Origin of the sequence: Methylocapsa palsarum, from assembly GCF_900114285.1 — a bacterium.
In the GTDB taxonomy this organism is placed as follows: Bacteria; Pseudomonadota; Alphaproteobacteria; order Rhizobiales; family Beijerinckiaceae; genus Methylocapsa; species Methylocapsa palsarum.
The window spans coordinates 103,600-117,165 of the sequence record NZ_FOSN01000004.1; the positions used below are offsets into that span (position 1 = coordinate 103,600).

Sequence of the window (13,566 nt, forward strand, 5' to 3'; positions counted from 1 at the left end):
AACTGTTGTTGAAGCATCCTACCTTGGCCCTGGGCCTTGTTCCCTCGACCCTCGCCGTCTGCTTTTGTCTGCTTGCCGACCCTGCGGGCGCGCAAATGATGCTGCCCGGAGCCTTGCAGGCCGCCCCCCCGTCCGACGCCGCTCCCGCAACGCCCGGGGCTCGCCCAGGCGCAGCCGGACCCAGCAAGCCGAGGACAGCCGGACAGAAAGCGCCGACAGAGGCCGGCATCGTCGGACGTGATCTCGTCCGAGAAGGAGCCGCTGGCGTCATGGCGTTCCAATCGGGCGCCGGCAAAAGCCTCGAGATCACCCGCCTGTCCTTCACAGGAGCCGGAATCGCCAATTCGCACGAGGCTTGCCGCGTCGACGTCGTCGCGGACGCCCCCATTGAACTCAAGCCCGCGGGCCGCGCCCATGGATTAGCCCGTTATGACGCGGCGGTTGAAGCCTGCCCGTTCTCGCTCGAGATCCTTGACGGAGCGGTGCTGGTCTCGAAACTCGCGGCCCCGTGCGATTTCGCGCAGGCCGATTGCCGCGTCGATCCGGCCGGCCTCTGGGGCCCGGCCGGCGACTCCATCGACGACAAACAGATCAAGGTGATGGAGCGCGAACGCGCGCGGGCGGAAGGAGCGATGCGGACCAACTTCCGGGCGCTGCTGTCGAGCGCCGGTAAAGACAAGGCCGCGATCAAGCAGATCGCCGCCGATCAGGCCGGCTTTTCCTCGGAACGGGAGGTCGCCTGCCACAACTATCGCAAGGAAGAGGTCCATGGATTTTGCGCGCTGCGTCTGACCGAGGCGCGCGCGCTCGCGCTGCAAGCGGAGTTCGAGGCCCGGCCGAAAGACGCCAAGGGCGCAAATCAGAGGAAGGCCCCGAATAAGACGAAGCCAAAGCCTTCGCCTTGACCTTATCGATATTTCGGTCTTCTCATCCCTGAAATTCACCCTCGAAGACGAAATCGCTTTGCGAATTTCGTCCGTTCGGCTTCTCGCGAGCGGCGAGAGCTTCGGGAAGGATCGACTTGTCGCCGGGCCGTCCCAGAGCCAGCGCGATTTCAACCCGATAATCGTCCGGGACCTTCAGCTCCTTCGCGGCGCGAACGTGATCGAACCCGCCCATCCCATGCGTCCCGTAGCCCAGAAGCGAGGCTTCCAGCGCAAGATAGGCCCAGGCGGCCCCGGCGTCGAAGGAATGGCTGCGGGAGGGGGAAGGCTCGTTCTTGCCGACGGTGATGGTCGTCTTCGAAACAACGACAGCGAGGACCGCCGCGTTTTTCGCCCAGGACCGGTTGAACTCGCTCAGCAGGCCCGTGAATGTCGCGAACGCGGGCGTGTCGCGCCTAGCGTAGATGAACCGCCAGGGCTGCGCATTGAACGAAGACGGCGCCCACCGCGCCGCCTCGAAGATGGTCCTGAGGTCGGCGTCCGGAATCGCCTCGCCGGTAAAGGCGCGCGGCGACCATCGGTTGAGGAAAAAGGGCTCGACCGGATAATCGGCGGCCCGTGAGTTTGCTTGCGACATCGACCAAACCTTTGGCGGGCGAACGACCGCCCAAACGCCGTCATTGCGAATGCAATCACGGGACAGATCCAGGGATTATCATCGCAATCGGCGCGGCGCCAATCGCCAGACCGTCCGCCGCGCGGATCAGGACTCTTCCCGGGTCAGTGCGTCGCGTAGATCTGGTCGAACACGCCGCCATCGGCGAAGAACCGCGCCTGCGCCTTGGCCCATCCGCCGAAGTCCTTGTCGACCGTGACCAGCGGGATTTTTGCCAGGCGCGCGATATCCTTCGGGTCGGCGTCCGAGGGTTTCGCGGGATGATAGTAATTTTTGGCGATGATGGCCTGAGCCTTGGGCGTGTAGAGGAAATTGAGATAGGCCTCCGCCAGCTTGCGGGTCTTCTTGGCGTCCACGTTCGCATCGACGAGCGCGACGGGAGGCTCGGCGAGGACCGAAAGCGACGGAATCACGATTTCGAATTTGTCCTTCCCGAATTCCTCGGAAGCAAGATAGGCGTCATTTTCCCAGGCGATCAGAACATCGCCCTGCTCGCGTTGGGCGAAGGTGATGGTCGAGCCGCGCGCTCCTGTGTCGAGAACGGGAGTGTTCTTATAGATGCCCGCGACGAACTCCTTGACCTTCGCCTCGTCGCCTTTGAACTTCTTGTTGGCGTAACCCCAGGCGGCGAGGAAATTCCAGCGCGCTCCGCCGGATGTCTTGGGGTTCGGCGTGATGACGGCGATTCCGGGCTTGATCAGGTCGTCCCAATCCTTGACGCCTTTGGGATTTCCCTTGCGGACCACGAAGACGATTGTCGATGTGTAGGGCGTCGAGTTGTTCGGCAGCCGCTTTTGCCAATCCGCCGGAAGTTTTCCCGATTTCGACGCGATCGCGTCGATGTCCGCCGCCAGCGCCAGAGTGACGATGTCGGCGTTCAGCCCGTCGATGACGGCGCGCGCCTGCGCGCCTGAACCCGCGTGGGACGCGCGGACCAGGACGGTTTCGCCGGTTTTGGCCTTCCAATCCGCGATGAACGCTTCGTTGATGGCCCGGTAAAGTTCGCGGGTCGGATCATAGGAAACGTTCAGAAGCTCCTGTTCAGCCCGCGCGGGCGTGGGAGTGGAGGCGAGAACTGCGGCGGCCAGGCTGGCGACGGCGACAGCGAGACCCGCCAGGCGGCGATGCGGAAAAAGGACCATGATGGTGGAAACTCCTTTGGTTATTCCACCATATCTATGGAAATACTTTTCTACACAAGTCAAGCTCGCGCCACGGAGGCCTCGCTCGCTCCGCCGCTCAGTCGCACGCCAGGATCACGTCGGCGGACTCGAAAACCGCCCACACGTCCACACCCGCAACGACGCCCGCCGCATCGGCACTTTCGCGGCTGGACACCGAGACGATTGTCTTGCCGCCGCCGAGGTCGACACTCAGTTCGCTGTCGCTCGCGCCGTCTACGCGGTCGATGACAAAACCCTTGAGTTTGTTTCGCACCGCAATCTTGGGCGGATCGCCGACCGCCATGAGATGCACCGAAGGAGGATTGATCAATGCGACCGCGGATCGGCCCGGCGCGAGGCCGAGTTCGACGACGCTCTTGTTGGTGACAAAGGCGTAAATTTCAGTCTCGGGACCAATGATCAGCTTGACGCTGACGTTGACGGGCGAGGGAATGACCTCGACGACCTTGCAATGGTATGCGTTCCTGATGCTGAGTTTGAGCGAGAGCCCCCAGAAAAGGAGGTCTTCTTCATGCTCCAGACCGACCTCCACAATGGAATCGGAGATCTTGCCGAGTTTTTCTTCGAGGCGGCGAAAGGTGGCGATCAACCGGCGCCCCTCCTCCGTCACTTCCGCGCCGCCGCCATGCGGACCGCCGGTGCGCGTAATGAAGGCGGGACGGGGAAGAATATTGTTGATTGCGTTGACGGCGTCCCACGCTGTCTTGTAGCTGAAACCGGCCACTTCAGCCGCTTTGGTGATGCTGCCGTGTTTGACGACAGCCTCGAGGAGCGTAATCCGCTCACGGCCAACGAGCAGACGCCCGTCTGCTCTCAAGGCCAGTAGAGTGTCGATCTTGCCAGTAAAGGTCTTCGTCATTTTTCTTCTTGACCTTGTTTAATGAGTCGAAACACCCCCCCGGCTGAACTCCGCAATTATTTAAAAGGTTCTCCCTTGGCTTGCAAAAAACCCATCTGATTTGCTTGTTTCATCGCCTTGGAGCGCTTTCCGACCGGATGGACTCATCCGGTCGACAAGACATCGCTCCAGAGTCAAAAGCTTGAGCCTGTTCTGATCGATCAGGCCCAACCAGTCTGATCGGAATATGCTTTAGGAATAAGCTTTAGAAGGCGTTTTTTTTAGGGCTTTTAAACGACCTCCGCGGTCGGAGATTCATAGGAGGCTCCGGCTTCGCGGTGTTCGAAAAATACGCTCTCCGGCAACTGATGAATCTCGTTCATCGGCATCTGGTCGAGGAGCGCGCGGATTCTCCGCCGCGAGCGCGCGAGAACGTCAGAGTCAAGACGCCCGTCTGCGGCGGCCGAAAGGATCGCCTCGGCGAAGCCGCGGGCGCGATCGACGAGCGTGAAATGCGCGCAGACGACGAGCATGTCGCATCCCGCCGAGAGGAATCTCGCCGCCGCGTCGGCGGCGCCGAAGAAATCCGTCATCGCGCCCATGCCGATATCGTCGGAGACGACGACGCCGTCAAAGCCGAGTTCGTCGCGCAGGAGATCCGTCGCGAACCGCCTGGACAAAGTAACGGGCGCATCGGCGTCGATGCCGGGAAACAGGATATGCGAGGTCATCAGCATCCTCGCCCCGGCCCGGATCGCCGCGGCGAAAGGCCTGATCTCGCGCAGCCGCAGGGCCTCGAGATCAAGGCCAAGCGAGGGAAGCCCGAAATGCGAATCGACGTTGGTGTCCCCATGTCCCGGAAAATGCTTGCCGCAGGCGAGGATTTTCTCCGCTTCGAGGGCCCGCATGAACGGCAGCGCCGCCGCAATCACCGCCTCGGCCGTGCCGCCATAGGCGCGCGGGCCGATCACCGGATTGTCCTTGTTGGTATGAATATCGAGAACGGGAGCGAAATTCAGATTGAAGCCGAGCGAGGCCAGTTCGCGTCCCATGGCCCGACCGACCTCGGCGGCGTTGGACGCATAATCTGCGGCGTATGCGAAACGGGTGATCGGCGGCGGGGTCCGGCAGACCCGCCCCCCTTCGTGGTCGACCGCGATGAACATCCGGCTTCGTCCCGTCGCCTCGAGAACCTCGCCGATCAGGCGCCGATGGCTTTCGAGCCAGGCGGCGTAAGGCAGATCGTGACAAAAATTGCTCTTGAAGAGAATGACGCCGGCCGGTTTCAGATCACGCAAAAGCGCGCGGTCGAGTTCGTGCAGGACAGGCGTCGGCCTCAGTCCGACAAGAAAATGATCGCCAACGGCGTCGATAGAGGCGTCGGAGATGATGGCGGCGTCGGACATCGGGGAGCGCCTGAATTCGAATCAGAGGAACAATTTTTTTGTCAGGTCTCGGCGCGTTGCGCAACAAGACGCTTTTGGACTGGGATGACGGTGAATTCGCGGCGGCCGGGACGCCTCCGGCCGACATATCGGGACGCGCGAGACGATTCGAGGCGATTTAAAGCGATCTTCCGCTCTGGGCGGCGGGACGCTTTACCCTTCGTTAACCATGGGAAAGCAAACTTTCCGGATCATTCCCCATGGGACATTCGAAATGACCAGTTTACACCTCCAAGAAGCGCTGCGCGAGCCGAGCGCGAATGCGGCGTCCGCCTCAACTCCACAACCGGCTCTGGAAACAACGTCTGTCGCGACGCCGTCGGCTTTCTCCCCGGCCAGGGCCGAACCGGCGCAAGATCAGGGCGGCGGCCTCCAGATCGCTGCGGATGATTCGTTCTGGGTTTACAGGCCGAAGGCCAGCCGCAAGCCGGCCGCGCGCGATGCGGGGCCGGCCGTCCTTGCGCCGGCCGACGCGCAGAACCGCCAGAGCGGACTGAGCCTGCGCGAAGCCGCCGCCCTGGCGGGGGCCAGCAAAAGCACGATCTTGCGCGCGATCCAGTGCGGCCGGCTCGCCGCGCCCAAAATCGACGATGGGAGCTACGCGATCGATCGCGCAACCTTGTTCGCGGTTTTTCCGCCCAAGAATGGGGCTGCGTCCGGGGCCGCCGTGTCGTCCGGCAAACCCGGGAGCCGCGAGACGAAAGCCGTCCCTCGGCCCGCAGCCGCGACCGAGACGAAGCCGGACGTCCTGGCAGCGCGAATGGCGGCCCTCGAAGCCGAAATCAAGAGCCTCAAAGCCTTGCTGGGCGAAGTCAATCCGCCGCGGACCTGGTGGCGGAGACTTGCAGGCTAGGCGTCTGGTCTCAGAGAATTATGGCGCGCTTGTCTGGAGCTGGAGCGGTCTGAACCGCTCCAGGCGGGAGAGCGCTCCCGAAAACGTTCACGATTCCACCTTCCCGGCAATCGGGCGTGATTTGATCTTTAGGCCTTGAAGACGTCTTCAAGGGCGTAATGGCTGATGGTCTTCCGGTTTGCGATCAGTTCATCGGCGGTCGGCTCGCCCTTCATCGCGCGCGATATGGCGAGTTTGGTCGCCTCATAATTGGTCCGGTAGAGATCGCGCTTGTCGAGGTTCGAATCCTCGGCGCAGCGGGGATCGAGCCAGATCATGATGATCATGCAAAGTTCGTCCGCCTGCGCTTTCGCCAGAACGCCCTCGGACAGGCAGTCGACGATGGCGTCTCCGGTCGCGGCCTGAACGACGCCGCCGAGCAATTCGACATAATCTTCCGAGCCCACCGTCATCTTGGTGGTCATCATGGTCGCCGGGCGCACCATCTGATTGAGATCGCGGATGACGAACATGCGGGGATGACCGGCGGTCTGGCCCGCCATCGCCGCGAAGGCATGACCCACCGGCCCCTTGACGTCGCCGATCATCACCTCCGGCATGGCGTCTGTGAATTGCCCTTCGGCGGCGAGGACGGTCGCCTCGCCTGTGCGCAGCCAAATCTCGCTCATGTTCGTTCCCTCTCCTGAAGCTGGCGTCGCATAGCATCGCGGCGATCGAGGCGGAAGAGCCCGCCGCCCGTCAATTGACGCTTGCCAATTCAAGTCGCCGCGTCATCGATGGCGGCGGTCCATGGCTTAGGTCTTGCCACGCGAACTCCGCAATTCTGAATGAGCGCGAGTGAAACCAAGGGAGCAGCCAATGAAGCGCGAAGACCTTTCCGAAAAGATCCTCGACATCAAACGCGACCGGGGCTGGACGTGGAAATACATCGCAGGTGAAATCGGAGGGATGTCAGAAATTCTTGTCGTCGGCGCCTTGCTTGGCCAGATGAAACTCGTGAAGCCCCTGGCGCAAAAGGCCGCCCGGCTGTTCGGCCTTTCGGAGACCGAGGAGAAAATGCTGAACGAAATCCCGCACCGGGGCGCGCCAATGCCGCCGACCGACCCGCTGATCTACCGCTTCTATGAAATGGTGATGGTCAACGGCCCGGCCTTCAAGGCGTTGATCGAGGAGGAATTCGGCGACGGCATTATGTTCGCCATTGATTTCGACATCGAAATCGCGCGCGAGCCCAATCCGAAAGGAGACCGGGTGAAGCTCACGATGTTGGGTAAATTCCTTCCCTACAAATATTACGGCAACGAGCCGGACGTTCCCGCCTATGGGTTCAAGGAATGATCTGGGGCTCGCGCGCCCAAGATTCAGCGGCGCGTTGACAAGACTTCGTTGACAGGGCTTCGTTGACAGGGCTTGGACGGATTCCTATCGTGCCCGCGTCGAACCTGTCCTTCGCCAATACCGGACGCTGGTTCGGCGGACCACCGCCTATGAGGCCTTTCGCTGGCGATCATCGGACGACCCTGGGAGTTTCATCATGAGCGACGCCGTTTATAATCCCGCCGCCCGTCCGACGCCGATCCCCATCGGTCAAATTGCCCCGTGGCTGGCTTTCGGCGGCCTGCTGTCCGTTCTTTTGATGTATTTCGTGGGAGCCGAGCAAGGCGCGACAGCGCTGATCCCCGGCCATTATATCCACGAACTCGTCCACGACGGCCGCCACCTTCTCGATTTTCCCTGTCACTAGGTCTGAGCGCGTGGCGGGACGCCTGCTGTTCTACGGCATGATCGCGGGGCTCTTGGCTGGGCTCGCCGCGGCGGGATTTTTCTCCCTGGCGGCGGAGCCTTCCGTCGAGCGGGCGATTGCGTTCGAAAGCGCCCTCGCCGACTCGGCCGGCGAGGCGCCGGAGGCCGAGATCGTCAGCCGGCGAATGCAAAAAAGCGTCGGACTGATCATCGGGGCGAGCGCCTATGGGGCGGCGGCCGGCGGCTTCTTTGGTCTGGCGTTCGCCTTCGCCTACGGCCGCATCGCGCAAGACGATCCCCGCGCCGTTTCGGCCTTGCTTGCGGCTGCGGGATTCATTGCGATCGCGCTCGTTCCGGCGCTGAAATACCCCGCCAATCCGCCCGCGATCGGAGCGCCGGATTCGCTTGGCGAACGAACCGCGCTCTTTTTCGCGATGGTTTTGATTTCCGTTGTCTCGCTGATCGTCGCCGCCTCGCTCGGCGGCGCCCTCGGGGCCAAATTCGGAGCCTGGTGCGGCCGCGTGGCGCAGGCCGGCGTCTTTGTCGCCGCCGTGACGATCGCCGCACTGGCTCTTCCGGGATTCAACGAGATCCCCACCGGATTTCCGGCCGATCTCCTGTGGACGTTCCGGCTGGCCTCGCTCGGCGGACAAGCCGTCCTCTGGAGCGTTCTCGGACTTTCTTTCGGCGCGCTGGTCCACAATGATCGCTGTCGGGACGAAACTATGAGCCGCCGGTCGGGCCTCGCTTGAAACAGGCCGGAGCGTAGTCCGATTGGATTGAAGCCCTCCCGTCGACAGGGATATGCCCGCGCTTCTGACTTTGGAGCGCTTTCTGCTCGATCGCTGATTTCATGCGACCGGAAAGGGCTTAGGGCGAACCCGGCTTGAAAAAGGCGGCGGCGGCGCTCAGGGAGGCGTGTTTGCGGGCGCGCATGTCTTCAAGACGCCGAACTTCGGCCTGAAGCGCCGCGATCCGCTCGTCGAGTTCCTGGACGGAAAGGTCATCGAGCGTCTGCCCGATCTGATGCGGGGACGACGACGGCTTTCGCACCGGCGCTCCGAAAACGTCGTCGTCCTCAAGGGCCATGCGGGTCACCCTGTTCAGCAGCGAGACCAAGCGATCCTACACGCGGCGCCGGCCTATGGAAAAGCGTCATCTGAAATAAGCGCGCACGCATGGATCGCTCCTCCTGAAGCTCCGCGGCGGAAGGAGTCAGGACCGCTTGTTCAAGGCCTTGGCGACATCCTCGATGCGCAGCGCCGCCTCCTCAAGGGTCAGGGCAAGACGTCCGGTCCATTCGTCCTGGCGGTTCGCCGGCCTCGCTTCGGCGGCCCGGCGCGCTGACAGTTCCGCCTCCAGAACGCCAAGACGCCGCTTAATTTCCGTCATCTCGTCGGCAAGGGTGATCGCCGCCATCACGGTAAGCCGCTGGTCGCCAATCTCGCCGAACCGCTCGCGCATCCCCTGAATCCTGGCGTCGACGATTTGGGTGAGTTCGCCAAGCCGTTCCTCCTCGCCCTCATCGCAGGCGACCCGGTATTCCCGTCCGGCGATCGTCACTTTAACCTGAGCCATCGACTCCCCGCAGTCTGGTTCGTGATGATTGCGATCCTGCGACCAGCCGGGGGCTCTTTGAGGAGCCGACGCCTAGAGCAGATCCGATCGGATTGAATCAATCCAATCGACAAGACTATGCTCAAGCCTTTGACTCTGGAGCGATTTCTGAGCGATCGCATGACTTCATGCGATCGGAAAGCGCTCTAGCCGTCTCGGGCCCCCGTTCCGGCCAGGATCGCGTTGATCGACGCGCCCGCCGCCTTCAGTCTGCGGGCGACTTCCTCGGAGGCGAATTCCAGTTTCTTCGACCTCGCGAGCGCGCCATCGAGTTCCGACTGGAGCGTCGAGCGGTCGTCGCGCATCGCAGCTAATTCTTCCTTAAGCTTTCCGAAAAGAACATCGTCCTCGCTGCGGCTCCCCGCCGCGGCGTCAAGCTGGTCCAGCGCAGCCGCAAGCCGGATGAGCGCTGCTTTGATCGATTCAGGAGTGTTCATCTCGGCTTCAATGCCCCGGCTGACAAAATCTATCCGGCGGTGGATGAATTCGTCAACGCGCGGCGGAGACGAAAATAAAACGGCTGTCCCCGCCTCCCCGAACTGGCGCACCCGCGCCTGAACAGAATAATAGAAGGATCAGGCTTGCAAGGGACGAACGGATTTCAACGAACGGGATCCCGATTTAACTCTACCACAGTTTATGCTAAGCAATCGCTGTTCATTCCGGGCCGTGGCCCATCACTTTGAAGTCTTCTTATTTTCAATGCGGCTATGCCTTCCCAACAGCCGCCCAAACAGCCACGCCGCCGATATTGCGCTGCAGCAAAAGTTGACGATTTCGGGAACACAAGTCATAAGGCCCGCTCGTTGGGCGGTCCCCTTAGCAATCGGCTGAGTCGATCTCAACCGCCGGAAAACAAGGAGCGCCGAGGATGGCGGTTAGAGTCGCTATCAATGGATTTGGCCGTATCGGCCGCAACGTCTTGCGGGCCATCGCAGAATCCGGACGTAAAGACATCGAAGTCGTCGCGATCAACGACCTTGGTCCGGTTGAGACGAACGCCCACCTGTTGCGCTTCGATTCGGTCCACGGACGTTTTCCGGGAACCGTGACCGTCACGGACGATTCGCTCGATATCGGCGGCGGGCCCATCACGGTCACCGCCGTGCGCGATCCCCATGAACTGCCGCACAAGGATCTTGGCGTCGACGTTGCCCTGGAATGCACCGGGATTTTTACCTCGCGCGAAAAAGCGGCGGCGCATCTGAAGGCCGGCGCGAAGCGGGTGCTGATCTCCGCTCCTGGCGACACGGCCGATCTGACGGTCGTGTTCGGCGTCAATCATGACAAACTGACGAAGGATCACCTCGTCGTCTCCAACGCCTCCTGCACCACCAATTGCCTCGCGCCCATCGCCAAGATCCTGAACGACGCGATCGGGATCGAAAAAGGCTTCATGACGACAATTCACTCCTATACCGGGGATCAGCCTACTCTCGACACGATGCACAAGGATCTGTACCGCGCGAGAGCGGCTTCTCTTTCCATGATCCCGACATCGACCGGGGCGGCCAAAGCCGTCGGCCTTGTTCTTCCCGAACTCAACGGCAAGCTCGACGGCGCGGCCATAAGGGTGCCGACGCCGAACGTCTCCGTCATCGATTTCAAGTTCGTCGCCGCGCGGCCGACTTCCGCCGAGGAGATCGTCGCCGCGGTGAAACGGGCGGCGGAACAGCAGCTCAAGGGTATTTTGACCTTCACCGACCGGCCCAATGTCTCGGCCGATTTCAACCATGATTCGCATTCCTCGATTTTCCACGTCGACCAGACGCGGGTGCTCGAGGGAACCTTCGTGCGGGTCGTCGCCTGGTACGACAATGAATGGGGCTATTCGAGCCGAATGGCCGACACCGCCGTCGCAATAGGGAAGCTCATATGACGAAATCCGGTCCGACGTCCCCGTTTCCAACCCTCGACGACGCGGACATGGCCGGCAAAAGGGTCCTCGTCCGGGTCGATCTGAACGTGCCCGTCGAGAATGGCGTCGTCACCGACGCAACCCGGATCGACCGGATCCTTCCGAATATCCGCGAGATCTGCGCCAAGGGGGGAAAGGTCATTTTGCTCTCGCACCTTGGCCGCCCCAAAGACGCCCCCGATCCCAAGAATTCCTTGAAGACAGTCGCAGTCGAACTGGAGCGCCAACTCGGATCGATGGTCAATTTCGCCTCCGATTGCATCGGCCCCGTCGCAAAGAGCGCGGCGGCGGCGCTTCACAACGGCGAAATCCTGCTTTTGGAAAACACCCGGTTTCACGCCGGGGAGACGAAAAACGACCCCGAGTTCGTGAACGCCCTCGCCGAACTTGGCGATCTCTACGTCAACGACGCTTTCTCCACCTCTCACCGCGCGCACGCCTCGACCGAGGGCATCGCCCACAAGCTGCCGGCTTACGCCGGACGTACGATGCAGCTTGAGCTTGAAATGCTGACGAGCATGCTGGCGCATCCGGAACGGCCTCTGGCGGCGATCGTCGGCGGCGCGAAAGTCTCGACGAAACTCGAACTTCTCGGCAATCTGATGCGCCGGGTCGAATTCCTGTTCATCGGCGGCGGAATGGCGAACACGTTTCTCGCCGCCAGCGGCAAGGCGGTCGGCAAGTCGCTGTGCGAGATGCAGCTCGCGGATGTCGCGCGCAAGATCATGGCCGACGCCGACGCCGCCCATTGCCAGCTCATGCTTCCGATCGACGCCGTCGTCGCGGCGAAGCTTGAACACAACGCCGTCTCCCGCGCCGTCGACATCGACGACATCGGGGAAAACGACATGATCCTCGATATCGGCCCGCGCACGATCTCCAAGGTGGTCGGGATGCTCGCCTCGGCCCGCACCCTCGTCTGGAACGGTCCCGTCGGCGCGTTCGAGACGCCGCCTTTCAACATCGGCACCCAGACCATCGCCAAGGTCGCGGCTCAATTGACGAAAGTTGACGCCCTCGAGACCATCGCCGGGGGCGGCGACACCATCGCGGCGCTCAACCAGGCGCATGCCTATGACGATTTCACCTATGTCTCGACCGCAGGCGGCGCCTTTCTCGAATGGCTCGAAGGAAAGACTTTGCCCGGCGTCGAGGCCCTGCGGGGAGCGAAGCCGTAGGTTTCCGGGACTGTTCAGGTGGTCGGACCGCAAAAATACTCAAGCTGCGTCTTGGCCTTGGCCACAATCCGACCGCAGAGTAAATGCATAATGGCCGGGATTTGATAATCCTTTCCAGAGCCGTGCGGCCGTTCCAGCGGGGCGGGCACGGGACTTGTGGTTAATTCGCCGTCAACTTTTGAGCGTATAGCATTCCCCAGCGAGAATGCTGACCATCGCGTCCGGGAGAAGCGCATGAACGAGCCGACCATAGCGTCCCTGGCGGCCCAAAAGCCCGTCTCGGCGAGGATGCTGACCGTCTTTCGGATCGCGGCCGTCAGCGCTCTCGCATTGCAAGGCGCCGGGTGCTCGTCGCTCGACTCGCTGAACCCGATGAATCTCTTCAGCGGTGACAAGTACAAGCCCGAGGTGGTGCCCGAGGTTCCGGCGGACGATATCTACAACCAGGGTCTCGCCCGGCTGCAGAAGAAAGACTATTCCTCCGCCAGCAAGAAATTCGGCGAACTCGACAAGCAATATCCTTATTCGCAATGGCAGAAAAAGGGTCTCTTGATGACCACCTTCAGCCAGTACGAGGCGGGCAGCTATGACGATGCGATCGCCTCGGCCCAGCGTTACATTTCGCTGTATCCGACCTCGCCCGACGTGCCCTACGCGACCTATCTCGCGGCGATGTCTTATTACAACCAGATCCCGGAGATCAGCCGGGATCAGGAACGCGCGGCGAAAGCTGCGGTGCTGTTTGGTCAGATCATCGAGAAATATCCGAAGTCGGAATATACTGAGGATTCGCGCTACAAGCTTCAGGTCGTCCGCGATCAGCTCGCCGGCAAGGAAATGCTGGTCGGACGCTATTATCTGAACCAGCGCAATTTCCCGGCCGCGATCAACCGCTTCCGGGAGGTTCTGGCGAAATATCAGACCACCCGCCACGCCGAAGAAGCCTTGATGCGGCTGACCGAGGCTTACCTCGCGCTCGGCATTCCCAACGAGGCGCAGACCGCCGCCGCCGTTCTCGGGCATAATTTCCCCGATTCGATCTGGTACAAGGACGCTTACGCGCTCTTGCAGACCGATGGGCTTCAGCCCCACGAAGATCAGGGGTCGTGGATCTCGAAGTCCTTCCATAAACTGGGACTTGGCTAAAAACCGAGACCTTGGCTAAAATCCGGAAACTTGGCTGGAAGCGCCGGTTCACGGCGCATCGGGGAAGACTTATCGACCCGGGGA

At 61.7% G+C, this 13,566-nt stretch carries 16 protein-coding genes; 8 read left to right on the forward strand and 8 right to left on the reverse strand.

Translation table 11 applies throughout. The annotated features are described in order from the left end of the window. The first annotated feature begins 8 nt into the window (after positions 1 to 8). Positions 9 to 905, forward strand: a complete 897-nt coding sequence (locus tag BM177_RS06215) for a hypothetical protein (RefSeq protein WP_139223535.1) — start codon at positions 9 to 11, stop codon at positions 903 to 905. Positions 906 to 927: 22 nt separating this feature from the next. Here the strand turns inward: BM177_RS06215 and BM177_RS06220 are convergent, their stop codons facing one another. The 4 genes from BM177_RS06220 to BM177_RS06235 all read right to left on the reverse strand — a co-directional run bounded on the left by BM177_RS06220 (position 928) and on the right by BM177_RS06235 (position 4,988). Beyond that, positions 928 to 1,521 carry a nitroreductase family protein gene (locus BM177_RS06220; RefSeq protein WP_091679962.1) on the reverse strand — a complete coding sequence of 198 codons (594 nt, stop codon included), beginning with the start codon at positions 1,519 to 1,521 and terminating at the stop codon, positions 928 to 930. 143 nt (positions 1,522 to 1,664) lie between these two features. Beyond that, entirely contained in the window at positions 1,665 to 2,702 is a 1,038-nt protein-coding gene (locus tag BM177_RS06225; RefSeq protein ID WP_091679966.1) for a sulfate ABC transporter substrate-binding protein, read from the reverse strand. A gap of 97 nt (positions 2,703 to 2,799) precedes the next feature. Beyond that, positions 2,800 to 3,603 carry a TOBE domain-containing protein gene (locus tag BM177_RS06230; RefSeq protein ID WP_091679969.1) on the reverse strand — a complete coding sequence of 268 codons (804 nt, stop codon included), beginning with the start codon at positions 3,601 to 3,603 and terminating at the stop codon, positions 2,800 to 2,802. A gap of 269 nt (positions 3,604 to 3,872) precedes the next feature. Then, positions 3,873 to 4,988: a glycoside hydrolase family 3 N-terminal domain-containing protein gene (locus BM177_RS06235; RefSeq protein WP_244532160.1), complete on the reverse strand. Its 1,116-nt coding sequence runs from the start codon at positions 4,986 to 4,988 to the stop codon at positions 3,873 to 3,875. Positions 4,989 to 5,241: 253 nt separating this feature from the next. Here BM177_RS06235 and BM177_RS06240 point away from each other — a divergent pair, with 253 nt between their 5' ends. Continuing rightward, a complete protein-coding gene (locus BM177_RS06240; RefSeq protein WP_139223536.1) occupies positions 5,242 to 5,880 on the forward strand; it encodes a MerR family transcriptional regulator in 639 nt (212 codons plus the stop codon). A gap of 128 nt (positions 5,881 to 6,008) precedes the next feature. Here BM177_RS06240 and BM177_RS06245 read toward each other — a convergent pair whose 3' ends face one another. Further along, positions 6,009 to 6,548, reverse strand: a complete 540-nt coding sequence (locus BM177_RS06245; protein WP_091679979.1) for a formaldehyde-activating enzyme — start codon at positions 6,546 to 6,548, stop codon at positions 6,009 to 6,011. A 190-nt stretch (positions 6,549 to 6,738) separates the two neighbouring features. On the opposite strand from BM177_RS06245, the gene cynS reads away from it, so the two are divergent. The 3 genes from cynS to BM177_RS06260 all read left to right on the forward strand — a co-directional run bounded on the left by cynS (position 6,739) and on the right by BM177_RS06260 (position 8,375). Then, complete coding sequence (gene cynS / locus BM177_RS06250; RefSeq protein WP_091679982.1) at positions 6,739 to 7,218, forward strand: cyanase; 480 nt, start codon at positions 6,739 to 6,741, stop codon at positions 7,216 to 7,218. A gap of 196 nt (positions 7,219 to 7,414) precedes the next feature. Further along, positions 7,415 to 7,624 (forward strand): CbtB domain-containing protein, encoded by a 210-nt coding sequence (locus BM177_RS06255; protein WP_091679986.1) that lies wholly within the window; start codon positions 7,415 to 7,417, stop codon positions 7,622 to 7,624. 10 nt (positions 7,625 to 7,634) lie between these two features. After that, positions 7,635 to 8,375 carry a CbtA family protein gene (locus tag BM177_RS06260; protein WP_091679989.1) on the forward strand — a complete coding sequence of 247 codons (741 nt, stop codon included), beginning with the start codon at positions 7,635 to 7,637 and terminating at the stop codon, positions 8,373 to 8,375. Between the two features lie 118 nt (positions 8,376 to 8,493). Here the strand turns inward: BM177_RS06260 and BM177_RS06265 are convergent, their stop codons facing one another. The 3 genes from BM177_RS06265 to BM177_RS06275 all read right to left on the reverse strand — a co-directional run bounded on the left by BM177_RS06265 (position 8,494) and on the right by BM177_RS06275 (position 9,677). Continuing rightward, positions 8,494 to 8,712, reverse strand: a complete 219-nt coding sequence (locus tag BM177_RS06265) for a DUF1192 domain-containing protein (RefSeq protein WP_091680287.1) — start codon at positions 8,710 to 8,712, stop codon at positions 8,494 to 8,496. Between the two features lie 126 nt (positions 8,713 to 8,838). Continuing rightward, a complete protein-coding gene (locus tag BM177_RS06270; RefSeq protein ID WP_091679993.1) occupies positions 8,839 to 9,201 on the reverse strand; it encodes a cell division protein ZapA in 363 nt (120 codons plus the stop codon). A gap of 185 nt (positions 9,202 to 9,386) precedes the next feature. Further along, entirely contained in the window at positions 9,387 to 9,677 is a 291-nt protein-coding gene (locus BM177_RS06275; protein ID WP_091680289.1) for a DUF4164 family protein, read from the reverse strand. A gap of 434 nt (positions 9,678 to 10,111) precedes the next feature. Here BM177_RS06275 and gap point away from each other — a divergent pair, with 434 nt between their 5' ends. The 3 genes from gap to BM177_RS06290 all read left to right on the forward strand — a co-directional run bounded on the left by gap (position 10,112) and on the right by BM177_RS06290 (position 13,482). After that, positions 10,112 to 11,119, forward strand: coding sequence for a type I glyceraldehyde-3-phosphate dehydrogenase (gene gap / locus BM177_RS06280; RefSeq protein WP_091679997.1), 1,008 nt, complete (start codon positions 10,112 to 10,114; stop codon positions 11,117 to 11,119). After that, positions 11,116 to 12,336 (forward strand): phosphoglycerate kinase, encoded by a 1,221-nt coding sequence (locus BM177_RS06285; RefSeq protein WP_091680000.1) that lies wholly within the window; start codon positions 11,116 to 11,118, stop codon positions 12,334 to 12,336. Before gap ends, BM177_RS06285 begins: the two co-directional genes overlap by 4 nt. 288 nt (positions 12,337 to 12,624) lie before the next feature. Beyond that, positions 12,625 to 13,482 carry an outer membrane protein assembly factor BamD gene (locus tag BM177_RS06290; protein ID WP_091680290.1) on the forward strand — a complete coding sequence of 286 codons (858 nt, stop codon included), beginning with the start codon at positions 12,625 to 12,627 and terminating at the stop codon, positions 13,480 to 13,482. Positions 13,483 to 13,566: the final 84 nt, after the last annotated feature.

Excerpts from the sequence above, each read along its gene's own strand:
- gap (WP_091679997.1), top strand. The coding sequence starts at position 10,112 with ATGGCGGTTAGAGTCGCTATCAATGGATTTGGCCGTATCGGCCGCAAC.
- BM177_RS06240 (WP_139223536.1), top strand. The coding sequence starts at position 5,242 with ATGACCAGTTTACACCTCCAAGAAGCGCTGCGCGAGCCGAGCGCGAAT.
- cynS (WP_091679982.1), top strand. The coding sequence starts at position 6,739 with ATGAAGCGCGAAGACCTTTCCGAAAAGATCCTCGACATCAAACGCGAC.
- BM177_RS06255 (WP_091679986.1), top strand. The coding sequence starts at position 7,415 with ATGAGCGACGCCGTTTATAATCCCGCCGCCCGTCCGACGCCGATCCCC.
- BM177_RS06270 (WP_091679993.1), bottom strand. The coding sequence starts at position 9,201 with ATGGCTCAGGTTAAAGTGACGATCGCCGGACGGGAATACCGGGTCGCC.
- BM177_RS06230 (WP_091679969.1), bottom strand. The coding sequence starts at position 3,603 with ATGACGAAGACCTTTACTGGCAAGATCGACACTCTACTGGCCTTGAGA.
- BM177_RS06220 (WP_091679962.1), bottom strand. The coding sequence starts at position 1,521 with ATGTCGCAAGCAAACTCACGGGCCGCCGATTATCCGGTCGAGCCCTTT.
- BM177_RS06285 (WP_091680000.1), top strand. The coding sequence starts at position 11,116 with ATGACGAAATCCGGTCCGACGTCCCCGTTTCCAACCCTCGACGACGCG.
- BM177_RS06245 (WP_091679979.1), bottom strand. The coding sequence starts at position 6,548 with ATGAGCGAGATTTGGCTGCGCACAGGCGAGGCGACCGTCCTCGCCGCC.
- BM177_RS06275 (WP_091680289.1), bottom strand. The coding sequence starts at position 9,677 with ATGAACACTCCTGAATCGATCAAAGCAGCGCTCATCCGGCTTGCGGCT.
- BM177_RS06265 (WP_091680287.1), bottom strand. The coding sequence starts at position 8,712 with ATGGCCCTTGAGGACGACGACGTTTTCGGAGCGCCGGTGCGAAAGCCG.
- BM177_RS06225 (WP_091679966.1), bottom strand. The coding sequence starts at position 2,702 with ATGGTCCTTTTTCCGCATCGCCGCCTGGCGGGTCTCGCTGTCGCCGTC.
- BM177_RS06235 (WP_244532160.1), bottom strand. The coding sequence starts at position 4,988 with ATGTCCGACGCCGCCATCATCTCCGACGCCTCTATCGACGCCGTTGGC.
- BM177_RS06290 (WP_091680290.1), top strand. The coding sequence starts at position 12,625 with ATGCTGACCGTCTTTCGGATCGCGGCCGTCAGCGCTCTCGCATTGCAA.